This window comes from Mycobacterium sp. NGS61 (assembly GCF_059812325.1).
In genome coordinates this window covers 27,641-53,080 of sequence record NZ_JCALCL010000012.1, presented here as the reverse complement: position 1 = coordinate 53,080, position 25,440 = coordinate 27,641, and the positions used below count along the sequence as shown (strand labels likewise).

Here is a 25,440-nt window from a genome sequence, read left to right as displayed (position 1 = left end):
ATGATGCTGGCCGTCACGGCCTATCCGATCGGTTACGCGATGTGGCTGAGCCTGCAGCGCAACAACCTGGCCACGCCCGAGGACACCGTCTTCGTGGGCCTGGAGAACTATCAGACCGTCCTGACCGACCGGTACTGGTGGAGCGCCCTGGCTGTGACGCTGGGGATCACGGTGGTCTCGGTGGCGGTCGAGTTCATCCTCGGTCTGTCGTTGGCGCTGGTGATGCATCGCACCCTGTTCGGCAGGGGGCTGGTGCGCACCGCGGTGCTGATCCCGTACGGAATCGTCACGGTGGTCGCGTCGTACAGCTGGTACTACGCGTGGACGCCGGGCACCGGTTACCTGGCCGGTCTGCTGCCCGACGGAAGCGCGCCGCTGACCCATCAGATTCCGTCGCTGGGCATCGTGGTGCTCGCCGAGGTGTGGAAGACCACGCCCTTCATGGCGCTGCTGTTGCTGGCCGGGTTGGCGTTGGTCCCCGAGGACCTGCTCCGGGCGGCGCACGTCGACGGCGCGGGCGCCTGGCAGCGGCTGACGAAGGTCACCCTGCCGATCATCAAGCCCGCGGTGGTGGTCGCGCTGCTGTTCCGCACCTTGGACGCATTTCGCATCTTCGACAACATCTACGTGTTGACCGCGGGCGACAACAACACCGGCTCGGTGTCGATCCTGGGCTACGACAACTTGTTCAAAGGCTTCAATCTGGGCCTGGGTTCGGCGATCAGCGTGCTCATCTTCGCCTGCGTCGGGATGATCGCGCTGACCTTCATCAAGCTGTTCGGTGCGGCGGCTCCGGGAAGTGCTGCCGATGGCCGTTGAACGGTTCGAGGGCCGTCGCGTCGCTTTCTGGGTCGTCGTCGACGCACTGGTGCTGGTGTACGCACTGTTGCCGGTGCTGTGGATCTTCAGTCTTTCCCTGAAACCGACATCGAATGTCAAGGACGGCAAGCTGATTCCGGCCCAGGTGACGCTGGACAACTACCGGGGCATCTTCCGCGGCGACATCTTCAGCTCGGCGCTGATCAACTCGATCGGAATCGGGTTGATCACCACCGTGATCGCGGTGCTGCTCGGTGCCATGGCCGCGTATGCCATTGCGCGCCTTGAATTCCCAGGTAAGCGGTTGCTGATCGGTATGACGCTGCTGATCACCATGTTCCCGGCGATCTCGCTGGTGACGCCGTTGTTCGACATCGAACGGGCGATCGGGTTGTTCGACACCTGGCCGGGGTTGATCCTGCCCTACATCACCTTCGCGCTGCCGCTGGCGATCTACACGCTGTCGGCGTTCTTCCGGGAAATCCCGTGGGATTTGGAGAAGGCGGCCAAGATGGACGGCGCGACCCCGGCGCAGGCGCTGGTCAAGGTGATCGCGCCGCTGGCGGCACCCGGCCTGGTGACCGCGGCCATCCTGGTGTTCATCTTCGCCTGGAACGACCTGCTGCTGGCGTTGTCGCTGACCGCCACCAAGGCTGCGACGACTGCGCCGGTGGCGATCGCGAACTTCACCGGCAGTTCGCAGTTCGAGGAGCCGACGGGATCGATCGCGGCGGGAGCGATCGTCATCACGGTTCCGATCATCGTCTTCGTACTGGTCTTTCAGCGAAAGATCGTCGCCGGGTTGACCTCTGGGGCTGTGAAGGGATAGTTGACGCGATGGCCGAGATCGTGCTGGAACATGTGCACAAGAGCTACGCCGACGGTCACGTGGCCGTGCGGGACCTGAGCATCACCATCGCCGACGGCGAATTCCTGATCCTGGTCGGTCCGTCCGGCTGCGGAAAGACCACCACGCTGAACATGATTGCCGGACTCGAGGACATCTCGTCGGGCGAGCTGCGTATCGGTGGGGAGCGGGTCAACGAGAAAGCGCCCAAGGACCGCGACATCGCCATGGTGTTCCAGTCCTACGCGTTGTACCCGCACATGACGGTGCGCCAGAACATCGCGTTTCCGCTGACGCTGGCCAAGCTGAAGAAAGCCGACATCGCGCAGAAGGTCGAGGAGACCGCGAAGATCCTGGATCTGACTGCCCTGCTGGATCGCCGGCCCGCGCAGCTCTCCGGCGGCCAGCGGCAGCGGGTCGCGATGGGCAGGGCAATCGTGCGCCACCCCAAGGCATTTCTGATGGACGAGCCGTTGTCCAACCTCGACGCCAAGCTGCGGGTGCAGATGCGCGGCGAGATCGCCCGGTTGCAGAAGCGGCTGGGTACCACCACCGTCTATGTCACCCACGATCAGACCGAGGCGATGACGCTGGGCGACCGGGTGGTGGTGATGCACAGCGGTCTGGCCCAGCAAATCGGTACGCCCACTGAGCTTTACGAGCGGCCGGCGAATCTGTTCGTCGCCGGCTTCATCGGCTCGCCGGCGATGAACTTCTTCCCTGCCACGTTGACGACCCTCGGGCTGAAGCTGCCGTTCGGCGAGGTGACGCTGTCCCCCGAGGTGCAGGATGTGATCGCATCGCACGCCGCACCGGACAACGTCATCGTGGGGGTGCGCCCCGAGCACATCGCCGATGCCGCGTTGATCGACGGCTATCAGCGGATCGGTTCGCTGGTGTTCCCGGCCGGCGTCGACCTGGTCGAATCGCTGGGGTCGGACAAGTATGTGTACTTCACCACGGCCGGTCCCGAAGTTCACTCGGCCCGGCTGGACGAAGTGGCCGCCGAATCGGAGGTCAACGAGAATCAGTTCGTGGCAAGGGTTTCCGCTGAATCGAAGGCGGCCATGGGCGAGCAGATCGAATTGGCCTTCGATCCCGGCAAAATCGCTGTGTTCGACGCCGACACCGGCGTGAACCTCACGCTGCCGCGCGTCAAGTGACACTCGACGCGGTGCGGGGCCACCTGCGCAGTCACTTCGCCGGTATCGAACCGGATTCGGCGAGTGTCACCTTCCTCGGTGCCGAACCCATCGAGGTGTTGCGGTTCCGCGCGGCCGGCGTGACGCACTACGTCACCCTGGGATGTTCGCGGGCTGCGATGACCGATCCGACCGAGCTGGTCACCGACCAGCTTCGCGGCCCGCGTGCCGAAGTGGTGCTGCGGCTGCGTGATCCGGGACCGGTCGCCGGATTGGCGCGCAGCCTGGCCATAGTGGCCGCGACCCCGGCGGTGGAAGGCATGGTGCTGGTGGCCGACGCGCTGATCGACCTGGGTGCGCCACTGTGGTCGGGCGCGCCGTTCACCGCGGTGTTGTTGGGGCACAGCGAGATTGCCGACCTGCCGCTGCAGGCACCGCGGGCGCCGGTGGAATTCCTTTCCGCGACGCCGGTCACCGCGACCGAGGCTGCCTGGGTGCGGCTCAAAGGTGCCGAAGCGATGCGCCAGGCCTGGTTCAGCGACGGCGTCGACGTGTTGGACCCGAATCGTCCTGCCGCGCAACCCAATTAGCTCGGGTTACAGCCAGCCTCGGCGCCGGAAATTGAAGTAGAGGAACATGCAGACGATCACCATGAGACTGACCACCGACGGGTAGCCCCACTTGGAGTCCAACTCCGGCATGAAGTGGAAGTTCATCCCGTAGATGCCGGCGACCATGGTGGGCACGGCGACGATACCGGCCCAGGCCGAGATCTTGCGCATGTCCATGTTCTGCTGCATGCCCGCGCGGGCCAGCGCGGCCTGCACCAGCGAGTTCAACATTTCGTCGTAATTGGTGATCTGGTCGGCGGCCTCGGTCTGGTGATCGGCGACGTCGCGCAGGTAGCGCCTGACCTCCTTGGAGATCAGGTCCTTGTTGTCGGTCTGCATCCGCATGAATGCGGCCGACAGCGGCGCGACACAGCGGCGCATCTCGACGACCTCCCGCTTGAGCAGATAGATCGGCTCGACGTCGATCGAGCGCTCCGGCGCGAAGGCGACCACCTCGATAGCGTCGATGTCGTCTTCCATCAGGCTGGTCACCGCCAGGTAGTGGTCCACCACGGTGTCGGCGATCGCGTGCATCACCGCGTAGGGACCCAACCGCAGGTGTTCGGGATTGCAGTCCATCCGCTTGCGGACCTCGTGCAGGCCGCCGTGTTCGCCATGGCGGACCGTGACCACGAAGTCCGCGCCGACAAAGATCATGATTTCGCCGGTCTCCACGATCTCCCGGGCCAGCGCCACTGACTCGTGCGGCACGTAATTGATCGTCTTGAGGACCAGGAACAAAGTCTCGTCGTAGCGCTCCAGCTTGGGCCGCTGGTGGGCGTGTACGGCGTCCTCGACCGCCAGCGGGTGCAATCCGTAGACGTCGGCCACCTGCTGCATCTGGGCCTCGTCAGGTTCGTGCAACCCGACCCACACGAAGGCGGACTGTCCGAGTTCTCGAACTTTGGCCAGCGCTTCGGCGGGCGCCCACTTGCCGGGCAGCCGGGCGCCGTCGACGTAGACACCGCAGTCGACCAGGGTCGGCACCGGCGGATCGGGGACCGGGTGAACGTGTTGCGTTTTCTGCCGGGCGACCGGTCTGAGCGCTTCGGGCAATGCGTCGAATCCAGGGAACACATCGACCTCCGATCGCTGGACAGGTCTGACCGGCGGTGGTCATCGTACGCGTTCAGGCGCCTTTCATCAGTGCCTACAGCCGGTCAGACAGCGGATTCCCAGCCACGGCATGGACCGGCGGATTCGCGACGGCGCCGGTGCGCTAGTTTCGACGCCAAACCCGTCTAGAGGATCCGTCGAACGAGGATCCGTCAAAGGAGCAGAACCGACGTGAGCGCAAGTCCTCTCAAGGTCGCCGTCACCGGTGCCGCCGGCCAGATCGGCTACAGCCTGTTGTTCCGTCTGGCCAGCGGCTCGCTGCTGGGCCCGGACCGCCCGATCGAATTGCGGTTGCTCGAGATCGAGCCCGCCCTCAAGGCGCTCGAGGGTGTCGTGATGGAACTCGACGACTGTGCGTTCCCGTTGCTGGCCGGCGTGGAGATCGGCGCCGACGCGAACAAGATCTTCGACGGGGTGAACCTGGCTCTGCTGGTCGGCGCCCGGCCGCGCAGCAAGGGCATGGAGCGCGGCGACCTGCTGGAGGCCAACGGCGCGATCTTCACCGCCCAGGGCAAGGCGCTCAACGAGGTCGCCGCCGACGACGTCCGGATCGGGGTGACCGGCAACCCGGCCAACACCAACGCGCTGATCGCGCTGAGCAATGCTCCCGACATCCCCAAGGAGCGGTTCTCCGCGCTGACCCGCCTGGACCACAACCGGGCGATCTCCCAGCTGGCCAAGAAGACCGGCGCCAAGGTCACCGACATCAAGAAGGTCACCATCTGGGGCAACCACTCGGCCACCCAGTACCCCGACATCTTCCACGCCGAGATCGGTGGCAGGAACGCCGCTGAGGTGGTCGACGACCAGAACTGGGTCGAGAACGACTTCATCCCGACCGTCGCCAAGCGCGGCGCGGCCATCATCGAGGCTCGCGGCGCCTCCTCGGCCGCCTCGGCCGCATCGGCGACCGTCGACGCGGCGCGGGACTGGCTGCTGGGCACCCCGAAGGACGACTGGGTGTCGATGGCCGTGTACTCCGACGGTTCCTACGACGTGCCCGAAGGCCTGATCTCGTCGTTCCCGGTCACCACCAAGGACGGCAAGTGGGAGATCGTGCAGGGTCTGGAGATCGACGAATTCTCCCGCGGCAAGATCAACGCGACCACCGGCGAGCTGGCCGACGAGCGCAACGCCGTCACGGAGTTGAAGCTGATCTGAGCCTGCTCGCTTGAGGCGGGTACGCGACAGCGGTTCGGGGATCGCCGGCCGGGCTGAGTACGCTGAGGGCTGTGTCTGAGACGCTTGACATGATGACAAGTCTTCCCGAGCAAACACCGCAGGTCGTGATCACCGACGAGGAAATCTTCGAGGCACACGTCGGCGGCAAGCTGTCGGTGGAACTCACGGCACCGCTGGATACCAAGCGTGCGTTGTCGATCGCCTACACCCCGGGCGTGGCGCAGGTCAGTCGCGCGATCGCCACCGATCGCACCCTGGCCGCCCGCTACACCTGGGCCAACCGGCTGGTCGCCGTCGTCAGCGACGGCAGCGCCGTGCTCGGTCTGGGTGACATCGGCCCGGCCGCGTCGCTGCCGGTGATGGAAGGCAAGTGCGCGCTGTTCAAGGAATACGGCGGCCTGAACGCGATCCCGATCGTGCTGGACACCAAGGATCCCGACGAGATCGTCGAAACCCTGGTGCGGCTGCGCCCGACGTTCGGCGCGGTCAATCTCGAGGACATCTCCGCGCCGCGCTGTTTCGAGATCGAGCGACGGGCGATCGAGGCGCTGGATTGCCCGGTGATGCACGACGATCAGCACGGCACGGCGATCGTCGCGCTGGCGGCGCTGATGGGTGCCACCAAGGTGCTTGGCCGGGACATGGCCGCGGTACGGGTGGTGGTCTCCGGTGCCGGGGCCGCGGGTGTCGCGTGCACGAATCTGCTTCTGGCGAGCGGAATCTCAGACATCACGGTGCTCGACTCGCGCGGCATCGTGCACAGCGGCCGCGACGACATGAACGTCGTCAAGGATGAACTGGCGCGTCGCACCAACCCGAGTGGGCGCACCGGCGGACTGGTCGAGGCGCTCGACGGCGCCGACGTTTTCCTCGGTGTGTCCGGGGGATTGGTGCCCGAAGAGCTGATCGCCACCATGGCGCCGAACGGCATTGTGTTCGCCCTGTCCAACCCCGACCCGGAGATCCATCCCGACGTCGCGGCCAGGTACGCCGCCGTCGTCGCCACCGGGCGCAGTGACTTCCCGAACCAGATCAACAATGTGCTGGCCTTCCCCGGGATATTCCGCGGCGCTCTGGACGTCGGGGCACGCCGTATCACCCAGCAGATGATGGTTGCCGCGGCCGAGGCGATTTACTCGGTGGCCAGCGAAGACCTGGCCATCGACCGGATCGTGCCGAGTCCGCTGGACCGGCGGGTCGGCGACGCGGTGGCCAAAGCGGTGGCTCTGGCCGCCGACTTCTCCGATTGAGGGTAGGCATGGGCAGGCTGGCCGCGCTGCTGCTGGCCCTGGTGGTGCTCAGCGGATGCTCATCGGGCGCCACCGACCGGGAGTTGGTGGTGGGTTCCACCCCCGACTCGAAACTTCTTGCGGCACTGTATGTTTCGGCGCTGCGTTTCTACGGTTTTGCGGCACGCGTCGATACTGCGACTGATCCGATGGCCAAACTGGATGATGGCTCGTTCGCCATCGTCCCCGCCTTCACCGGCACGGTATTGCAGAGCCTGCAGCCCGGAGCGTTGCCGCCGCCGGACACCGGAGGGCGGTCGGACACCTCGGCGCACCGCGGCGCGGCCGCGTCCGACGATTCCGCGCAGTCCGACGCCCAGGTCTACCGCGCGATGAATGCGGCTCTGCCCGAAGGGATCGCGGCGGGCGACTTCGCCACCGCGGCCGAGGACAAACCCGAACTGGTCGTCACCGGGGCGACCGCGGCCGGGTGGGGCGGCAGCGACCTCGGCCTGCTACACGCGCACTGTGACGGGTTGCGGATAGGCAGCGTCGCCAACCGCCAGCCGCCCTCGACAGTGGGAACCTGCCGGCTGCCCGTGCTCCGCGAATTCCCGGACAGCGCAACGATGTTCGCGGCTCTTCAGGCCGGCGAGCTGACCGCGGCCTGGGCCAGCACCGCCGACCCCGCGGTGCCTACGAACCTGGTTGCGCTGGCGGACGGCAAACCTGCGCTGATCCGGGCGGAGAATGTGGTGCCGTTGTACCGGCGCAACGAGCTGAGCAAGCGACAGTTGCTGGCAATCAATGAGATCGCGGGAGTATTGGACACCGCCGCGCTGGTCGAGATGCGCCGCAGAGTGGCCGGCGGGGGCGATCCGCAGGCAGTGGCCGACGCCTGGTTGGGCGAGCACCCGCTGGGGCGTTGACGCCGCTGGCGGCGGGCTGCACTCGAACTTCGCCGCCCTGGACGCAGCATCGACGCGGGCGTCAGCGCTCGGACGGGATCACCCGGCTGATGAACATTTCGGTGAGGCGCTGATAACCCGAACCGGTGACGCGCACCATCAGATCCAAGGCGACGGCGTCCGGACCGACCAGCACCCGCGCCTTGTTCTTGCGCACCGCCTGCAGGATGACCTTCGCAGCCCGCTTCGGGCTGGTGTTGGCCAACCGCTTGTCGAAGAGTTCGGCCAGATCGTCGCGGTTGTGGCCTTCGCCCACGGTGGCGTTGCGGGCGATCGCAGTCTTGATGCCGCCCGGGTGCACGGTGGTGACGCCCACCGGGTGGCCGTGCAGCCGCATCTCCTGGCGCAGCGCCTCGGTGTAGCCGCGCACCGCGAATTTGGCCGAGTTGTAGGCGGAGTAGCCCGGCACCGAGAACAGGCCGAAGATGCTGGAGATGTTGATGACGTGCCCGTCTCCGGAGGCGATGAGGTGCGGCAGGAAAGCCTTGGTGCCGTTCACCACACCCCAGAAGTCGACGTCCATCACCCGTTCGATGTCTTTGAACTGCTCGACCTCGGCGTCACCGGTGTGACCGATGCCGGCGTTGTTGTAGATCTGATTGACCTTGCCGAAATGTTCGGCGACCTCGTCGGCGTAGAGCAGGAAGCGCTCGCGCTCGGTGACGTCGAGCCGATCGGCCTTGACCTGCACGCCGATGGCTTTCAGCTGCTCCTCGGTCTGCGCCAGTCCTTCGGCGTCGACATCGCAGATTGCCAAACTGGCACCCGAGCGTCCCAGCTCCAGGGCCAACGCCTGCCCGATGCCCGAACCAGCGCCGGTCACCACGGCGACCTTCCCGGCAAACCCCTCCATGGGCACTCTCCCTCGTGTCGGTTCCGGGTAGAGATTAGTCGGTACCGGCGGTCCCGGGTGACTGCGGGGCATTGATTCTGCGCTGGCGGCGGGCGTTACTCGAACTTCGTCACCCTGAGCGCAGAATCAACCCCGACGAGCAGACGGCTAGCCGAACGCGGTGTCGATGATCTCCTGCTGCTCCACCGCGTGCACCTTCGACGAGCCCGAGGACGGCGCCGACATGGCCCGACGGGAGATCCGCTTGATCCCGCCGAGCTTCTCCGGGAGCACCTCGGGCAGCGTCAGCCCCAGCGACGGCCACGCGCCCTGGTTGGCAGGCTCCTCCTGCACCCAGAAGTACTGTTTGGCGTTCTCGTAGCGGTCCAGGGTCTCGTCGAGCCGCCGGCGCGGCAGCGGGGCCAACTGCTCGATGCGCACGATCGCGATGTCGTCGCGCTTGTCCTTGGCTTTGCGGGCGGCCAGCTCGTAGTAGAGCTTGCCGCTGGTCAGCAGGATCCGGGTGACCTTGCTGCGGTCGCCGTCGCCCTCGTCGTAGGTGGGTTCCTCGATCACCGACCGGAACTTCATCTCGGTGAATTCCTTGATGTCGCTGACCGCGGCCTTGTTGCGCAGCATCGACTTCGGCGTGAACACGATCAGCGGCCGCATCACCCCGTCCAGGGCGTGCCGGCGCAACAGGTGGAAATAGTTGGCCGGGGTGGACGGCATGGCGATCGTCATCGACCCCTCCGCCCACAGCTGCAGGAACCGTTCGATTCGTCCGGAGGTGTGGTCGGGGCCCTGGCCTTCGTGTCCGTGCGGCAGCAGCAGCACGACGGTGGACAGCTGGCCCCACTTGGCTTCACCGGAACTGATGAACTCGTCGATGATCGACTGCGCGCCGTTGACGAAGTCGCCGAACTGCGCCTCCCACAGCACCACCGCGTCCGGGTTGCCGACGGTATAGCCGTATTCGAAGCCCACGGCCGCGTATTCCGACAGCGGGGAGTCGTAGACCAGGAACTTGCCGCCGGTCGGGGTGCCGTCCTTGTTGCTGGCCAGCAGCTGCAGCGGGGTGAACTCGGCGCCGGTGCTGCGGTCGATGATCACCGAATGCCGCTGGGAGAAGGTGCCGCGGCGGGTGTCCTGCCCGGAGAACCGGACCAGCTTGCCCTCGGCGACCAGCGAACCCAGCGCCAGCAACTCACCGAATGCCCAGTCGATCTTGCCCTCGTAGGCCATCTCGCGCCGCTTGTCGAGCACCGGCTGCACCCGCGAGTGGGCGGTGAACCCCTCCGGCAGGGCCAGGAAGGCGTCGCCGATGCGGGCCAGCAGCGACTTGTCCACCGAGGTGTCCAACCCGGCCGGGATCATCTGGTCGGCCTCGACCGACTCGCTGGGCAGGACGCCGTGCTTCTCCAGGTCGCGGACCTCGTTGAACACCCGTTCCAGTTGGCCCTGGTAGTCGCGCAGGGCGTCCTCGGCCTCCTTGAGCGAGATGTCGCCGCGGCCGATCAGGGATTCGGTGTAGCTCTTGCGGACGCCGCGCTTGTTGTCGACGACGTCGTACATGTAAGGGTTCGTCATCGACGGGTCGTCACCCTCGTTGTGCCCGCGCCGGCGGTAGCACAGCATGTCGATGACGACGTCCTTCTTGAACTGCTGCCGGAAATCCACGGCCAGCTGCGCCACCCAGACGCACGCCTCGGGGTCGTCGCCGTTGACGTGGAAGATCGGGGCGCCGATCATCTTGGCGACGTCGGTGCAGTATTCGCTGGAGCGCGAGTACTCCGGTGCGGTGGTGAAACCGATCTGGTTGTTGACGATGATGTGGATGGTGCCGCCGACGCGATAACCGGGCAGGTTCGCCAGGTTCAGCGTCTCGGCGACCACGCCCTGGCCGGCGAACGCGGCGTCACCGTGCAGCATCATCGGCACCACCGAGAACGCCTTGGCTTCGTCGGTGTCGGTGGCGCCGTGGTTGAGCAGATCCTGCTTGGCCCGCACCAGGCCCTCGAGCACCGGGTCGACGGCTTCCAGGTGCGACGGGTTGGCGGTCAGCGACACCTGAATGTCGTTGTCGCCGAACATCTGTAGGTACACGCCGGTGGCGCCCAGGTGGTACTTCACGTCGCCGGAGCCGTGTGCCTGCGACGGGTTCAGGTTGCCCTCGAACTCGGAGAAGATCTGCGAGTACGGCTTGCCGACGATGTTGGCCAGCACATTGAGCCGGCCGCGGTGCGGCATGCCGATGACGACCTCGTCCAGGCCGTGCTCGGCGCACTGATCGATCGCGGCGTCCATCATCGGTATGACGCTCTCCGCGCCTTCCAGCGAGAACCGCTTCTGCCCGACGTACTTGGTCTGCAGGAAGGTCTCGAAGGCCTCGGCGGCGTTCAGCCGGCTCAGGATGTACTTCTGTTGTGCCACAGTCGGTTTGACGTGCTTGGTTTCGACCCGCTGTTCCAGCCAGCGGGTTTGCTCGGGGTCGAGGATGTGGGTGTACTCCACTCCGATGTGCCGGCAGTAGGCGTCGCGCAACAGTCCCAGCACGTCGCGCAGCTTCTTGTACTCCGCACCCGCGAAGCCGCTGACCTTGAACACCCGGTCGAGGTCCCACAACGTCAGTCCGTGGGTGAGCACCTCGAGGTCGGGGTGGCTGCGAAACCGGGTCTTGTCCAGGCGCAGCGGGTCGGTGTCGGCCATCAGGTGGCCGCGGTTGCGGTACGCCGCGATCAGGTTCATCACCCGGGCGTTCTTGTCGACGATGGAGTCCGGATTGTCGGTGCTCCAGCGCACCGGCAGGTACGGGATGCTCAACTCGCGGAAAATGTCGTCCCAGAAGGCGTCCGAGAGCAGCATCTCGTGGATGGTGCGCAGGAAGTCACCCGATTCCGCACCCTGGATGATGCGGTGGTCGTAGGTCGAGGTCAGGGTGATCAGCTTGCCGATGCCCAGTTCGGCGATGCGTTCGGCGCTGGCGCCCTGAAATTCGGCGGGGTACTCCATCGCTCCGACGCCGATGATGGCGCCTTGGCCGGCCATCAGCCGCGGCACCGAGTGCACGGTGCCGATGGTTCCCGGGTTGGTCAGCGAAAGTGTTACGCCGCCAAAGTCTTCGGCGGTCAGCTTGCCGTCGCGGGCGCGCCGCACGATGTCTTCGTAAGCCGAGACGAATTCGGCGAAGCGCAATTCTTCACACCGTTTGATGCCGGCCACCACCAGCGCGCGCTTGCCGTCCTTGCCCTGCAGGTCGATCGCCAGACCGAGATTCGTATGGGCTGGTGTGACAGCAGTCGGCTTGCCGTCGACCTCGGCGTAGTGCCGGTTCATGTTCGGGAACTTCTTGACCGCCTGCACCAGCGCGTAGCCCAGCAGGTGGGTGAACGAGATCTTGCCGCCGCGGGTGCGCTTGAGTTGGTTGTTGATGACGATCCGGTTGTCGATCAGCAGCTTGGCCGGGATGGCGCGCACGCTGGTCGCCGTCGGCACGTCCAGTGAGGCCGACATGTTCTTGACGACGGCCGCGGCGGCCCCGCGCAGCACCTGCACCTCGTCGCCCTCGCCTGGCTGGGGGCCTGCGGGCTTGGCCGGCGCCTTGGCGGCTTCCGGGGTGGCCTTCGTTGCGGCCTTGGCGGGTGCGCCGTTGCCTGCCGCCGCGGTGCTCTTGGCCGGCTGGACCGCGGGCTTCGCCGCCGGGGTGGGCTTGGCCTCCGGCGCGGGAGATTCGGCCGGCTTGGATTCGGCGGTGCTGGGCTTGGTGGTGTCTTCGTGCGCGGACTCGGGGTTGTAGTCGACCAGGAACTCATGCCAGCTGGGGTCGACGGACGAGGGGTCGTCGCGGAACTTGCGGTACATCTCCTCGACCAGCCACTCGTTTTGCCCGAATGGTGAACTTATGTTGGCCACGACCGCTGTTCGCCTCAATTCTTTTGTCCTGCAAGCGCTTCACGCGACGCTTGCGACGTCGTGCGTCCCGGCTGGGCGGGCCGCCTCACACCCTGGCTGGCCGGTTGATGGTTCCGACCTGTTCTGACCCAATAAAGGCTAGCGCCTCACCCGCGATTAGCCAGCGAGACCGACAACCTTTAGCTGGCATCCCGGACGGGTGGCAGCAGGTGCAGGGTGACCGGCCAGCGCCCCGGCGGCGGGCCGAACGCCGACCGCGCGTTGCGGACGATCTTCTTGCTCACCACCCGGTTGCCGATGGCACCGATGATGGCGCCGATTCCGACCGGCATGAGCTTGCCGAACATCAGCGCGCCGCGCTTGAGCGCGAACCGCTTCATCACGTACTTGAGCATCCGCGTGTTGAACTTCGACAGCGCCGGCAGCGGCAACGACGCCATGCTTTCGGACACCCAGCCGCCTTTGGTCCGGCCGGGACCGATCAGGTCGGAGACCGCACCGGTGCCGTTGTCACCGGCCAGGACAGTCAGTATCAGGGCCCGACGGCGTTCCCGCTCGTCGAGCGGTATGCCGTACACCGAGGCCAGCGCGAGGACGAACAGCGCGGTGGCTTCCAGGAAGACGGCGGTTTCCCCGGCGGCCGCGGACAGCGCAGCCAGGGTGCCGATGCCGGGGAAGGTCGCGGCCCCGCCAACCGCGGCACCGCTGGCCGTCACCACCGAGACGTAGCGCTTCTCGAGCCGGCCGACGATCTCGGCAGGATCGGCACCGGGTGCGGCGTGGCGTAGGCGGGACACATAGGCTTCGGCCGCGGGTCCCTGGATGTGCGAACTGCGTTCGATGACCTGAGCCAGCGCTCGCGAGGACATCTTCGGGCGGCCGGCGGTCTCGCCCGCCGGCAGTTCCGGTGTTGACTTCTTGCGTCGAAAGAACATCGATGCCTCTCTCGGGGACGGCGTCTCTTCAGGCTAACCGCCTGGCAGCAGAAAACACGCTGGGCCGGAAACCTCACATACTCCCGAGAGAAACGTCGTGGTCGGGGAGCGTGTTCCCGCGCCGAGACCCGTCACAGTCGCCCTGGCGTCGTCGTCGAACTGCGCGGCGGGGAATAATGCGGGCTGGATTCGAAACGAGGCGCGAACATGAGCACAGCGACCAGCCGGGTGTCCGGCAACCCGTGGGCCGCGCTGTGGGCGATGATCCTCGGATTTTTCATGATCATGGTGGATTCGACGATCGTCGCCGTCGCCAATCCGACGATCATGAATGAATTGCGGATCGGCTACAGCACCGTGGTCTGGGTGACCAGCGCCTACCTGCTGGGATACGCGGTGGTGCTGCTGGTCTCCGGCCGCCTCGGGGACCGTTTCGGCCCGAAGAACCTGTACCTGATCGGGTTGGTGGTATTCACCCTCGCCTCGGTGTGGTGCGGTCTGTCCGGCAGCGCCGCCACACTGATCGCGGCACGCGTGGTGCAAGGCGTGGGCGCCGGGATCCTCACCCCGCAGACGTTGTCGACGATCACCCGGATCTTCCCGGCAGATCGGCGCGGCGCGGCGATGAGTATGTGGGGCGCCACCGCGGGCGTCGCGAGCCTGGTCGGACCGCTGGTGGGCGGCATGCTGGTCGACACGCTGGGCTGGCAGTGGATCTTTTTCGTGAACGTGCCGGTCGGCATCATCGCGGTCGCGTTGGCCGCCTGGCTGGTCCCGGTGCTGCCCGTCCATTCCCGCCGCTTCGACCTCGTTGGTGTCGGCTTGTCCGGTGTCGGCATGTTTCTGCTGGTATTCGGCCTGCAGGAGGGTCAGTCCGCGCACTGGGCGCCGTGGATCTGGGCCGTCCTGGTCGCCGGTGTCGGGTTGATGACGGCGTTCGTCTACTGGCAGTCGATCTATCGCCGGGCGCCGTTGGTGCCCTTGGAGATCTTCCGCGACCGGGGCTTCAGCGTGTGCAACGTCGGTGTCGCCGTCATCTCGTTCGCCGTCACGGCGACGATGCTGCCGGTGACCTTCTATGCCCAGTCGGTGTGCGGATTGTCGCCAACGGAGTCGGCGCTGCTGCTCGCGCCGATGGCCATCGCCAGCGGGGTGCTGGCACCGATCGTCGGCAGGTACATCGACCGGACCCATCCGGTGCCCATGCTCGGCTTCGGCTTTTCGTTGCTGGCAGCGTCGCTGACCTGGTTGTCGTTCGAGTTGGATCCGGCCACGCCGGTTTGGCGGCTGGTGCTGGTGTTCATAGCCCTCGGTGCCTCGATGGCGTTCATCTGGTCGCCCCTGGCCGCGACCGCCACCCGCAACCTGCCGCCGGAGCGGGCCGGCGCCGGGTCGGGTGTGTACAACGCGACCCGCCAGCTCGGCGCGGTCCTGGGTAGCGCGAGCATGGCCGCCTTCATGACGTGGCGCATCGGCGCCGAGTTGCCCTATGCGGCCGAGTCGGCGGGCGAGGACACGACGCTGCAGCTGCCGGAGTTTCTGCGCGAGCCCTTCTCGGCCGCGATGTCGCAGTCGATGTTGCTGCCGGCGTTCATCGCGTTGTTCGGGATCATCGCCGCGCTGTTGCTGGTGCGGGGCGCGCGCCGGTCCGACGCTGCCCACCCGGCCGGTGACGTGTTCGCGGACGACATTGATGACGGCGCGTACGAGGAGGACGACGACGAGTACGTTGAATACATCCTGCGCCGCGAACCGTTCAGCGCCGATGAATCCGACACCAAACCGGTGGTGGCACTGACCCGGCGTTCGCCTGCTGCGACGGAGGACGCCTGGCCTCGCGGTCCGCGCGGAACGGCGCACAGCGGGCCGGCCGCCATGGTTCCCGGACCGCTGCCGAACAGGTACTCCCACGTCGGATCCCACCCCCGGTCAACTCCCCGTCAACGCCAGGAACGCGCCCAGCTCGAGCAGCCCGGCCGGGGTGGCGGGTAGGTACTGCGTCAGCAACTCTGAGCGCACGATCACCGCCGCATACTGCGCGCGACTGATCGCCACGTTCAGCCGGTTCCGATTCAGCAGGAATGAAATGCCGCGGGGCACCTCATCGATCGAGGAGGCCGTCATGGAGATGAAGACCACCGGCGCCTGCCCGCCCTGGAATTTGTCGACGGTGCCCACTCGGACGCCGCCCAACCCGGCAGCGGCCAGCTGCTGGCGGATCAGGGACACCTGGGCGTTGTACGGCGCGAGCACCATGACGTCGGCGGCGGACAGCGCCCGGGTGCCGTGCTCGTCGGTCCACGACCGACCCAGCACGTCCCGGACTTCAGCCACGATCGCCTGCGCCTCCTCGGGGCTGTCCGTCGAATTGCCGTAGTGCCCTACCGGCAGCACCTGCACGCCAGGGGAGTATCCGGCGAGCCGGCGCCCGGTGGTGCGTTCGAGGTGGGAGTGCAGCCGGCCTTCATAGGACAGTTTCGAGACGGCCGCACACACATCCGGATGCATCCGGTAGGACAGGTCCAGGAAGTAACCGCGCTCCGGGGGCAGCGTGCGTTGGCCGTCCACCAGCCATTCCAGCGCGGAGATATCGACCGGTTCGGGGTGGGTGCCCTGACTGACCTGCGGCAGTTGTTGCGGATCGCCCAGCAGCATCAGGTTGGCCGCCGCGGGTGCCACGGCAATGGTGTTGGCCAGACAGAACTGGCCGGCCTCGTCGATGACCAGCAGGTCCAGGCTCCCCGGCGGCACCCGATTGCCATTGGCGAAGTCCCAAGCCGTGCCGCCAACCACACATCCCGCCGTCTCGGCGATGAACACCGGATAGGTGCTGCTGTCGATCTGCTGCCAGCGCTTCACGGCGTGACCGTTGCGCTTCTTGGCGATCCGCTGCGGGTCCAACCCGGCCTCGACCACGCAGTCCAGCAGGTTCTCCACCACCGCGTGGGACTGCGCGACCACACCGATACGCCAACCGTGCGTGGTTACCAACCGGGTGATCACCTGGGCGGCCGTGTAGGTCTTGCCGGTTCCCGGCGGGCCGTGCACGGCCAGGTAGGAGGAGTCCAGACGCAGCGTTGCCGCGGTGAGATCGGCGACGGTGTCCGCGGTCCGGGGCAGCGGCGCATCACCGAGGGTGCGCGGCTCTCGTCGTAGCAACACGTCGACGAGCGCGGACCGCGGTAGCTGCGGCAGGCCGGAGGCCACGGTTCGGGCGGTGGCGTCGATCGATGCGCGCAGCTTGGCGGTGGGCACCGGCGGGCCCGGAGTCAGGGCGAACGGCAGCTGCTCGAAAATCTCCCCGTCGGCGCCGGCTCTCTCTCGCAAGACCACCGTGGTCGGCAGTATCGGATCGTCGACCTCCACCACCTCGGCGGGCGCGGCCGCCCGACGGTCCGGGTTATCGGTCATGCCGGCCGGCGCCGGCGGGTCGTAGAGCGCAAAGACCTGACCCCTGAGCTCGCCGCGCGCCAACTCACCGGTCAGCTGCAACTGCCGCTGCGGTTTGCGGGCCCGCGGCGGCATGTTCCATTCGACGGCGACCTCGGCGTGCGCCACGACGAAGACGTCGGTACTGTCCGACCACTCCTCGACCGGATAGTTCAGCCGGTCAAAATGCGACCACCAGAACGGCTTGTCCTCGCGCTGGTGATAACCGCGCGCCGCCGCCACCAGCGCGACCGCCGTCTGCTCCGGTGTCCGACCGACGGCCGCGGCATCCCCGGTGAAATCCGCCAGGGTCGAAGCGAGTTCGTCGTGGTCCTCGACGGTCTCGTGCTCGGCCACCGGCTGGACTCCCACCGGCGTGACACCGGTTTCCCAGGCGCGCAACAGCAGCCAGTCGCGCAGCTCTCGCGTTGACACGCAGTCGTAGTGGTTGTATTCCTCGATCTGTTTGAGCACGGTCGCTGCGTCGTCCGAGTTGCCCTCGGCGAGCAGTTCGCAATAGCGGGCGTAGGAGTTGATCGAGGCGGCGGCGGTGGTGACCTCGCCGGACCGTAGGTGCGCTCCCATGTACAGCGGTTCCAGAGCTTTGAGGCTCACTGACTCCGCGCCCACCCGAATGCTTTTACGCACCAACGGATAAAGGTCGACCAGGATGCCGTTGCGCAGCAGATCGTCGACGTCGTCCTCGCCCACGCCGTAGCGCCCGGCCAGCCGCAGCAACGCCGTGCGCTCGTAGGGCGCGTAGTGGTAGATGTGCATGTTGGGATAGCGTTTGCGCCGCTTGGCGACCATCCCCAGGAACTGAAGCAGCGCCCGGCGTTCGTCGACGCGGCTGTGCGCCCAGAGCGGACGGAAGGCGCCCGCCGGCCCGGCCTCCAGCACGCCGAACAGGTATTCCAGCCCCCAACTCGTGCCGTCAGCCGTCCACAGCGGGTCACCCTCGAAGTCGAAGAACAAATCTCCCGGGTTGGGTTCCGGCAACAGGGTCAAGGGTTGCGAGTCGACGATCTCGTATTGGGGGATACCGGAGGTGCGTTGCCGCACTTGTAGCCGGGCCTGCGCGGACAATTTGTCCAAGACGCTGGGAGCCAGATCTGGAGGAGGCCCGCGATACCCGGCCAGCTCGGCGACCGTGCCGATACCGGCTTCAATTAGCTTGTCGCGCTGGCTGATTCGCATGCCGGCAACCAACAGCAGGTCATCCCGCGCCTTCAACTGCTCCTCACACAGCGGGCAACGCAGACAGGCCTGCACCTGCTCGTCTTCCCAGCGGACCGGGCTGCCGGCGGCGTGGTGCTTGTCCAACAGCAGCTGCAGGTGCGCGCGCTGGGACCGGTAGACCGGAATCAGGTCATCGACCGGATAGCGCACCACCGTGCCGTCGCCCAGTATCAGCTCCGCCTCACCGGCCACCGCCACCCCCGCTATGGCCAGCGCGTCGGCGTAGGCGGCCAGCTGCAATAGCGCGCTGACTTTGGGCGAGCGAGCCAGCTTGGTGTCGGTGACGCGATACTGGTCACCGTCGCGGATCAGGAAGTCGGCGAACCCGACGAACCGGCCGTCGTACATCGCTGCCTGGTAGACCACCGCCGCGCCGTCGGCAATCGCGCGCGCGGTCGCATCGGCTGCCGCGGTCAGTCCGGCGTGGCTGTAGGCCGGACGGCCGATAACGGCGAGTCCGTCGCCGAACTCGTCGCGCAACTCCGCGAGCCTGCGTTGCTCGTGTTCGGTGCCGAGCGTGGCGGTACGGGCCAGCAACTCGTCCTCGACGTCGACGGCGGGCGCCCAGCCCAGTCGCGCGTCGAAATCCCGCAACAACGCGTATTCGCACCGCGCGGCGGACGCGAGATCCGATGCGCTGTACACGATCCTGCCGCCGGTGAGGAACACAGCCGCCACTGTAAAGAAGGGGTACGACAGCGATGATGGAAGAGCGTTACCGCGCAGGTCGTGACTCCGGGTGCGACTGACGCGCTGCTGGGCTGCCCATCATTTGACTTGTCCGGCCCGCGTGGTTCGTGCCTCGAGCGACGCGGCCCGCGGCGAAGTCCCCGCGGCAGCGTGTGCCCGCAGCGGATACGAAATCGTTTGCGCGGTAGACGATTGCCAGATGAAAAACAAAGATTAGAAATTCGCCGAAACGCGGTTCGGCCGCGACTTCTCGTCGAATACTTGCGGGACGGTTAATGAGATCCGACCGACGGGAGTCCCGCCTTGTCCGCTTTTGTGATCGCCACAGCTGACGCTTTGACTGCGGCCTCGAGAGATCTCACCCGGATTGGGTCGGTTCTGGAGTCGGTGAGCACGGCAGCCGCTGCGTCGACCACCGAGGTCACCGCGGCCGCCGCGGACGAGGTATCGACAGCTATTGCGCGGCTGTTCGGCACGCTGGGCGCGGAGTACCAAGCGATCAATGCGCAGGTGGCACTGTTTCAGGCGCAGCTCGTGCGGACCTTGGCGGCGGGCGGAAGCGCGTATGCCGCCGCCGAAGCGGCCGCCGCGTCGCCGTTGCAGGCGCTGCAGGAGTACGTGCTAGGAGCGATCAACGCCCCGACCAATCAGCTGCTGGGACGTCCGCTGATCGGTGACGGTGCCAGTGGGGCGCCGGGAAGCGGAGCTGCCGGTGGTCCCGGCGGGCTCCTGTTCGGCAGCGGCGGAAACGGTGGCTCTGGAACAGCCGGTGGGGGTGCCGGAGGGGCGGGTGGGGACGCAGGCCTGTTCGGGAATGGTGGCGCCGGTGGGGCAGGCGGTGTCGGAGCGGCTGGTCTAGCCGGTGGAGTCGGTGGCAACGGTGGTGCCGGTGGGTGGTTAGGCGGTTCGGGCGGGGCCGGTGGCGCCGGCGGCAAGGGTGGCTCCGGCGGCGCGACATTCGCCGGTGGTGTTGGCGGAACAGGCGGCACTGGTGGTGCCAACAGGGCTTTATTGGGGTCGGTCGGCGGTCAGGGCGGGGCCGGTGGCACCGGGGGTGGCGGCTACACCGGTGCCGCGACGACGGTGGCCGGCGCGGTAGGTGAGAACGGTGGGCACGGCGGTGCGGGCGGCGCCGGCGGCGCTGGTGGCAGCAGCTGGGGTTTGTTGAGCAGCTCAGGTGATGGCGGCGCCGGGGGCACTGGCGGAGTGGGCGGCAACGGTGGCACCGGCGGCGTCGGCGCGGGTGTCGCGGGTGGCACCGGAGGTGATGCCGGCGACGGCGGCAACGCCGGCGTTGGCGGTGCCGCGGGCGCAGCGCGATTCTTTGCGATCGGTGGTGTCGCCGGCGCAGCGGGGACCGGTGGCAACGGCGGTATCGGCGGAACCGGTGGCGCGGGCCAGACGCCGGCATCGGTGGGCGGCACCGGCACTGCCGGTGGCCAGGGCGGCCAGGGCGGGACGGGCGGAGACTCGGCCGGTGGCGTCAACGGTTCCGGCGGAGCCGGTGGCACCGGGGGCGAGGGTGGCACGGGTGCGGCGGGTGCCGACGACACAGGTAGCGGTCCGGGTCAGGGCGGTGACGGCGGCCGTGGTGGTGACGGAGGTACGGGTGGCGGGCAGGGCGCCGGCGGCGTCGGCGGCAGTGCCGGTGCCGGCGGGGAGGCAGGAAAAGGTGGCGACGGCGGCATCGGCGGCAAGGGTCTGACCGGTAGCGCCGCCACCGGTGCGACCGTCGGCGGTCGGGGCGGCGATGCCGGTGCCGGCGGTACCGGTGGTGATGCCGGCGCTCCGAGCGGCGCTGCCGGCGCCGGGGGCAATGGCGGTATCGGGGGTCAGGGCGGGCAAGGCGGGGCGGGCGATCCCACCTTCACCAACGGCGGAGACGGTGCAGCCGGTGGTTCAGGTGGGACCGGTGGCGAGGCCGGTGCGGCCGGCAACGTCGGCGTTGATGCCGTCAACGGCACAGGTGGCACCGGCGGCACCGGCGGCACCGGTGGCACCGGAGCCGCCGGGGGTCCGTCCGCTCAGGCCGGTAGAGGCGGTGGCGGAGGCGAGGGCGGCGACGGCGGTCACGGCGTCGCAGATGTTGGCGGCGGCGCGGGTGGCACCGGCGGAGTCGGCGGCAGGGGTGGCGAGGGCACCGGCATTGTCGGTGACCAGCCTCAGTCTGGCGGCACCGGAGGAATCGGCGGAACGGGTGGGACCGGCACCGACGGCGGCACCTTCGGTGCTGGTGGTAGCGGGGGTGGCGGCGGCTCCGGTGCAGGCGTCGGGGTGAACGCGCACGGCGGCACGGGCGGCGGCGGCGGTGCCGGCGGCACGGCAACAGCTACTGGACCCGGCCTCGGCGGCGGCGGTGGGGGCGGTGGCGGCGGCGCCTCGGTCCAGGAAGTCAATGGGGGCAGTGCCACCGGGACCGCCACCGGCGGTGAGGGCGGTGCCGGAGGCGCCGGCTCGGACACCGCCGTGGGCGGGGCGGGCGGAGTCGGCGGTTTCGGCACGGTTATCGCCGACGGGACGAACAGCGCCGCCACCGGTGCGGCGACCGGGGGCACCGGCGGAGCGGGTGGCACCGCTGGTGGGACCGGCGGTGCCGGTGGATACGGCAAGGTCGAGGCGCTGGCGGGCGGCGTCACCAGCGCCAACGGGCAGGGCGGGGCTGGCGGCGCCGGCGCTGACGGCGGCACCGGCGGAAGCGGCGGCTATGGCACTGCTTCCAGCAACGGTGCAGGCAGCACTACTGCCGGCCGCGCCACCGGCGGTGAAGGTGGCGCGGCGAGCGGCACTGACAGCTTCGGCGGTGACGGCGGCGACGCCATCGTCACGGCCGAAACCGCCGGTGCCGTTGACGGCATCGCCACCGGTGGCCTCGGGGGTCAGGCCAACGGCGTCGGGCTGGGCGGTTCGGGCGGACTGGCCGGGCTCGGCGCCTTCGGCGGCGACGTCTCAGGAACAGCTACCGGGGGGATCGGCGGCGCCGGCGGCGCGGGCACCTCCGGCGGAACTGGCGGCGACGCCACCGTCATCGGCGTCAACGGAGCCGCTTCCACCGGTACCGCAACCGGCGGAGATGGCGGAGCCGTTAGCGCGGCCGGCACCAGCGGCGGTATCGGCGGTCAAGGCGGCGACGGCGGGGACGCGCACCTGCAGTCGTTCAGCAGCAACACATCGGTCGACGGCGCGGCGACCGGCGGCATGGGCGGGGCGGGCGGCGCCGGTGGTGCCGGTGCCGGAGGTGGGGACGGCGGAGCCGGCGGCAGTGCCCTGGTAGGCGCGGCCGACGGTGGTCTCGCCAGCGGCAGCGCTACCGGCGGGGCCGGCGGTGCGGGTGGCGCGGGTGACCAAGCCGGTAATTCCGGCGGCGCCGGCAGTGCTGGCGGCATCGGTCAGATCACTGCCGAAGGGGCTGGCAGCACCGCTGCCGGCACCGCTCGCGGTGGCACCGGAGGTGGCGGCGGTGAAGCAGGTGCGTCCGGGGGTACCGGTGGCGAGGGTGCCATCGAGGCGAACGACGGCGGCCGTGCCGGCAGCGCAGACAGCCGGGTGTGGGGCGGGGCCGGTGGCGCCGGTTCCGACGGGGCCGAAGGCGGAGCCGGGGGTACTGGTCAACTCACTGCCGAGGGCCCGGGTAGCGCTGCAACGGGCAGCGCCACCGGTGGGACCGGCGGGTCTGGTGCCGGTGCTGGCGGCGAAGGCGGGCAGGGCGGCGCCGGCACGGTGCAAGCGAACTCGGGCGGCGTCGTCTCCGACGGTGTCGCCGTCGGAGGTACCGGCGGTGCAAGCATCCAAGGTGGCATCGGTGGGGAGGGCGGCGCCGGCACCGTCAGCGCTGCCGATGCGGACAGCACTGCGACCGGCACCGCTGCCGGAGGTATCGGCGGGTCGGCCACCGGCACCGGCAGCACCGGCGGACGCGGTGGCCAGGGCAGCCTGGAAGCCACCGCCGGAGGTGATGCCGTCGGATCGAACGGAGGTGCTCGGGGTGGTGCCGGTGGTCAGGCCACCGGTGGTGGCGCCGGTGGCTCCGGGGGTGACGGCAAGGCCACGTCGGCGGGTGCGGTGAGCAGCGCCGAAGGCTCAGCGACCGGGGGCGACGGTGGCGCAGGGGCGGACGGCGGCGTCGGCGGTGGGGGTGGCGACGGTGAGATCGTCGGAGGCTTCATCGACGGCACCGGACAGCATGCCAGCGGCACGGCTGTGGGCGGGGCCGGTGGTTCAGCCGCGGGCGTTGACAGCGTCGGCGGGGACGGAGGCGACGGGATTATCGGCGCGGGGGGCGACAACGCCACTGCGACCGGCGTCGCCAGCGGCGGCCGCGGTGGTACGGCCAACGGCGGGAGTTTGGGCGGCAGCGGCGGCCAAGGCGTGGTGGCCGCAGAAAATGGCGGTGGCAGCGTCAGCGGTACCGCCACCGGTGGCAGCGGCGGGAACGGCGGTGAGAGCTTCGACGGTAGTGCGGGTGGCAACGGTGGTGAGGGTGGCGCTGGCCAGCTCTATTCGTTTAACGGCAGCGTTGCGAAAGGTAACGCCGTGGGCGGCATGGGCGGCGCGGGCGGGGCTGGTGCCGGCGGTGTGGCTGGGGGTGACGGCGGCTTCGGCGGCTTCGGCGGTGTCGGCGCATTCAATGGCGGAACTGTCGACGGATCCGCCCGCGGTGGCCACGGCGGCGGCGGTGGTGCGGTTGGCGCCGCTGGTCTTCCCGGCGGCGCCGGCGGCGAGGGCGGTTCTGCCACGGTGTCTGCCGATGGCGCCAACAGCACTGCGGCCGGAGTCGCGGTCGGCGGCGACGGGGGAAGCGGTGGCGCTGACGGTGCCGGCGGAGGTTCGGGTGGCAATGCTGACGTCGAGGCAACCGGCGGTGGACGGGCAACCGGGTCCGGCAGCGGCGTGCGGGGCGGGGCCGGCGGGAGCGGCAGCACCGGTGGACAGGGCGGTGCCGGTGGTCTGGGCCGTGTGACTGCCGATGGCCCGGGTAGCGCCGCCGCAGGTAGCGCTACCGGCGGGGACGGCGGGTCCGGTAGCGGTGCGGGCAGCACTGGCGGCGCGGGCGGTGCGGGCACCGTCGAGGCAACCTCCGGTGCTGAAGTGCTGGGCGCTGTTGCCGCCGGCGGGACCGGCGGTTTCGGTGTCGATGGTGGCGCTGGTGGTCATGGCGGCTCAGGCATCATCAGCGCCGCCGATGCGGACAGCTTTGCGACCGGCCAGGCTCTCGGCGGGACCGGTGGGTCAGGCGCCGAGGCGGGCAGCGCCGGTGGGGACGGCGGCGTGGCAAGGGTCGAGGCTACGAACGGCGGCCACGCTGCCGGTTCCAACGGAGGCGCCAAGGGCGGTAACGGCGGAGCGGCCCAGGCCGGAGGCATCGCCGGTGCCGGTGGTGACGGTCATGTGTCCGCTGACGGAGCGGACACTACTGCCAACGGTGATGCGACGGGTGGTGCCGGCGGTGCCGGCACCGGTGGCACGGGCGGTATCGGTGGGTCCGGAGAGGTATTTGCCAGCGCAGGTGGCACAAACATCGCTGGGGCAGTTGGCGGCTCCGGCGGTGCTGGTATCGACGGAGGTACCGGAGGGCACGGCGGATCTGGTACCGCGCGCAGCCAGGGGATGGGCAGCACGGTGGCCGGTGAGGCGACAGGTGGTGACGGCGGGGCCAGCGACGGTCCTGGCAGCTTCGGCGGTCAGGGAAGCGACGGCCAGCTCATCGCGTACGACGGTGCCAGCACCGACGGAGACGCCACCGGCGGCGGTGGTGGTCGCGGTATCGGCGGCGGTATCGGTGGTGAGGGTGGCCTCGGCGGTGTCGGTGCGATCGGCGGCCGAGCTGTCGGGACCGCTCTGGGAGGTGCCGGTGGCATTGGTGCCGACGGGCACTCCGGCGGGAGAGGAGGCGACGGTTTCGTGGGCGCCCAGGGGTTCAGCCCAGGCGACAACCCGGCTGTTGACGGCACCGCCACGGGCGGCGCGGGCGGCGACAGCGGCGCCGGGACCTTCGGGGGCGACGGTGGCCAAGGCGGTACAGCCGCGATTCTTGCCGAGCAGTCCAGTTTCGCCGGCGGCACCGCTGTTGGCGGCGAAGGTGGTTCCGGTGGTGCGAGCGGCATCGCAGACGGCCTCGGCGGCGCCGGCGGCAACGGCGGCAGCGCCGAAATCTTCGCGCAGGGCACCGATGTCAGGGATGCCGTGGCAACTGGTGGCGCCGGAGGCGCTGGTGGTGCCGGCGGCATCGGTGCGAACGGCGGCGACGGCGGCGACGGCGGCGTGGGTGCCGCCACGGTCACACCTGGCATCGGCGGCAATGGCGGAGGCGGCGGCAACGGGGGCGTGTTCGTCGACGCCGTCAACGACGGGAGTGGTGGCAGGGGCGGCGACGGCGGAAACGGCACCGGAGGCATCGGCGGCAATGGCGTCAAGGGTGGCGACGGACTGGCCGACGGCAGCCCCGGTGCGGACGGATTGGACGGCGCAGACGTCATCTGAGCGCGTGCAGTC

14 protein-coding genes are annotated in these 25,440 nt (G+C 68.7%); 9 read left to right on the top strand and 5 right to left on the bottom strand.

The window, feature by feature from the left end; genetic code table 11:
- Genes AC5Y3Z_RS21305 through AC5Y3Z_RS21290 form a run of 4 tightly spaced genes read left to right on the top strand, consistent with a single transcriptional unit; the run spans nucleotide 1 to nucleotide 3,398 of the window.
- On the top strand, nucleotides 1-819 hold the full coding sequence (locus AC5Y3Z_RS21305) for a carbohydrate ABC transporter permease (protein ID WP_463826817.1): 819 nt from the start codon (nucleotides 1-3) through the stop codon (nucleotides 817-819).
- Nucleotides 809-1,648 (top strand): carbohydrate ABC transporter permease, encoded by an 840-nt coding sequence (locus tag AC5Y3Z_RS21300; protein WP_463826696.1) that lies wholly within the window; start codon nucleotides 809-811, stop codon nucleotides 1,646-1,648. The genes AC5Y3Z_RS21305 and AC5Y3Z_RS21300 overlap by 11 nt, the downstream gene beginning before the upstream one ends.
- Nucleotides 1,649-1,656: 8 nt before the next feature.
- Nucleotides 1,657-2,829: an ABC transporter ATP-binding protein gene (locus AC5Y3Z_RS21295; RefSeq protein ID WP_463826695.1), complete on the top strand. Its 1,173-nt coding sequence runs from the start codon at nucleotides 1,657-1,659 to the stop codon at nucleotides 2,827-2,829.
- Nucleotides 2,826-3,398, top strand: coding sequence for a suppressor of fused domain protein (locus AC5Y3Z_RS21290; protein WP_463826694.1), 573 nt, complete (start codon nucleotides 2,826-2,828; stop codon nucleotides 3,396-3,398). The genes AC5Y3Z_RS21295 and AC5Y3Z_RS21290 overlap by 4 nt, the downstream gene beginning before the upstream one ends.
- Nucleotides 3,399-3,404: 6 nt before the next feature.
- On the opposite strand, the gene corA is transcribed toward AC5Y3Z_RS21290, so the two are convergent.
- Complete coding sequence (gene corA / locus AC5Y3Z_RS21285; protein WP_463826693.1) at nucleotides 3,405-4,496, bottom strand: magnesium/cobalt transporter CorA; 1,092 nt, start codon at nucleotides 4,494-4,496, stop codon at nucleotides 3,405-3,407.
- Nucleotides 4,497-4,706: 210 nt separating this feature from the next.
- Between corA and AC5Y3Z_RS21280 the strand changes: the two genes are divergently transcribed.
- The 3 genes from AC5Y3Z_RS21280 (at nucleotide 4,707) to AC5Y3Z_RS21270 (ending at nucleotide 7,875) form a co-directional block, all read left to right on the top strand.
- Complete coding sequence (locus AC5Y3Z_RS21280; RefSeq protein WP_463826692.1) at nucleotides 4,707-5,696, top strand: malate dehydrogenase; 990 nt, start codon at nucleotides 4,707-4,709, stop codon at nucleotides 5,694-5,696.
- An 89-nt stretch (nucleotides 5,697-5,785) separates the two neighbouring features.
- On the top strand, nucleotides 5,786-6,967 hold the full coding sequence (locus AC5Y3Z_RS21275) for an NAD(P)-dependent malic enzyme (RefSeq protein WP_463826816.1): 1,182 nt from the start codon (nucleotides 5,786-5,788) through the stop codon (nucleotides 6,965-6,967).
- A gap of 8 nt (nucleotides 6,968-6,975) precedes the next feature.
- Complete coding sequence (locus AC5Y3Z_RS21270) at nucleotides 6,976-7,875, top strand: glycine betaine ABC transporter substrate-binding protein (RefSeq protein ID WP_463826691.1); 900 nt, start codon at nucleotides 6,976-6,978, stop codon at nucleotides 7,873-7,875.
- Nucleotides 7,876-7,936: 61 nt separating this feature from the next.
- Here the strand turns inward: AC5Y3Z_RS21270 and AC5Y3Z_RS21265 are convergent, their stop codons facing one another.
- The 3 genes from AC5Y3Z_RS21265 to AC5Y3Z_RS21255 form a co-directional block, all read right to left on the bottom strand.
- Nucleotides 7,937-8,767 carry an SDR family NAD(P)-dependent oxidoreductase gene (locus AC5Y3Z_RS21265; protein WP_463826690.1) on the bottom strand — a complete coding sequence of 277 codons (831 nt, stop codon included), beginning with the start codon at nucleotides 8,765-8,767 and terminating at the stop codon, nucleotides 7,937-7,939.
- Nucleotides 8,768-8,914: 147 nt separating this feature from the next.
- Nucleotides 8,915-12,658 carry a multifunctional oxoglutarate decarboxylase/oxoglutarate dehydrogenase thiamine pyrophosphate-binding subunit/dihydrolipoyllysine-residue succinyltransferase subunit gene (locus AC5Y3Z_RS21260; protein WP_463826689.1) on the bottom strand — a complete coding sequence of 1,248 codons (3,744 nt, stop codon included), beginning with the start codon at nucleotides 12,656-12,658 and terminating at the stop codon, nucleotides 8,915-8,917.
- Between the two features lie 179 nt (nucleotides 12,659-12,837).
- Nucleotides 12,838-13,593 (bottom strand): hypothetical protein, encoded by a 756-nt coding sequence (locus AC5Y3Z_RS21255; protein WP_463826688.1) that lies wholly within the window; start codon nucleotides 13,591-13,593, stop codon nucleotides 12,838-12,840.
- A gap of 207 nt (nucleotides 13,594-13,800) precedes the next feature.
- Here AC5Y3Z_RS21255 and AC5Y3Z_RS21250 point away from each other — a divergent pair, with 207 nt between their 5' ends.
- Nucleotides 13,801-15,585, top strand: coding sequence for an MFS transporter (locus tag AC5Y3Z_RS21250; protein WP_463826687.1), 1,785 nt, complete (start codon nucleotides 13,801-13,803; stop codon nucleotides 15,583-15,585).
- Here AC5Y3Z_RS21250 and AC5Y3Z_RS21245 read toward each other — a convergent pair.
- Entirely contained in the window at nucleotides 15,523-18,930 is a 3,408-nt protein-coding gene (locus AC5Y3Z_RS21245; RefSeq protein WP_463826686.1) for a TM0106 family RecB-like putative nuclease, read from the bottom strand. The two genes, AC5Y3Z_RS21250 and AC5Y3Z_RS21245, sit on opposite strands and share 63 nt — an antisense overlap.
- Before the next feature lie 357 nt (nucleotides 18,931-19,287).
- On the opposite strand from AC5Y3Z_RS21245, the gene AC5Y3Z_RS21240 reads away from it, so the two are divergent.
- Nucleotides 19,288-25,428: a PE family protein gene (locus AC5Y3Z_RS21240; RefSeq protein ID WP_500000288.1), complete on the top strand. Its 6,141-nt coding sequence runs from the start codon at nucleotides 19,288-19,290 to the stop codon at nucleotides 25,426-25,428.
- The last annotated feature ends 12 nt before the right edge of the window (nucleotides 25,429-25,440 follow it).

What these genes read in the sequence shown, in the direction of transcription:
- AC5Y3Z_RS21305 (WP_463826817.1), top strand. Translation starts at nt 1, where the DNA reads ATGATGCTGGCCGTCACGGCCTATCCGATCGGTTACGCGATGTGGCTG.
- AC5Y3Z_RS21300 (WP_463826696.1), top strand. Translation starts at nt 809, where the DNA reads ATGGCCGTTGAACGGTTCGAGGGCCGTCGCGTCGCTTTCTGGGTCGTC.
- AC5Y3Z_RS21295 (WP_463826695.1), top strand. Translation starts at nt 1,657, where the DNA reads ATGGCCGAGATCGTGCTGGAACATGTGCACAAGAGCTACGCCGACGGT.
- AC5Y3Z_RS21275 (WP_463826816.1), top strand. Translation starts at nt 5,786, where the DNA reads ATGATGACAAGTCTTCCCGAGCAAACACCGCAGGTCGTGATCACCGAC.
- AC5Y3Z_RS21270 (WP_463826691.1), top strand. Translation starts at nt 6,976, where the DNA reads ATGGGCAGGCTGGCCGCGCTGCTGCTGGCCCTGGTGGTGCTCAGCGGA.
- AC5Y3Z_RS21265 (WP_463826690.1), bottom strand. Translation starts at nt 8,767, where the DNA reads ATGGAGGGGTTTGCCGGGAAGGTCGCCGTGGTGACCGGCGCTGGTTCG.
- AC5Y3Z_RS21255 (WP_463826688.1), bottom strand. Translation starts at nt 13,593, where the DNA reads ATGTTCTTTCGACGCAAGAAGTCAACACCGGAACTGCCGGCGGGCGAG.
- AC5Y3Z_RS21250 (WP_463826687.1), top strand. Translation starts at nt 13,801, where the DNA reads ATGAGCACAGCGACCAGCCGGGTGTCCGGCAACCCGTGGGCCGCGCTG.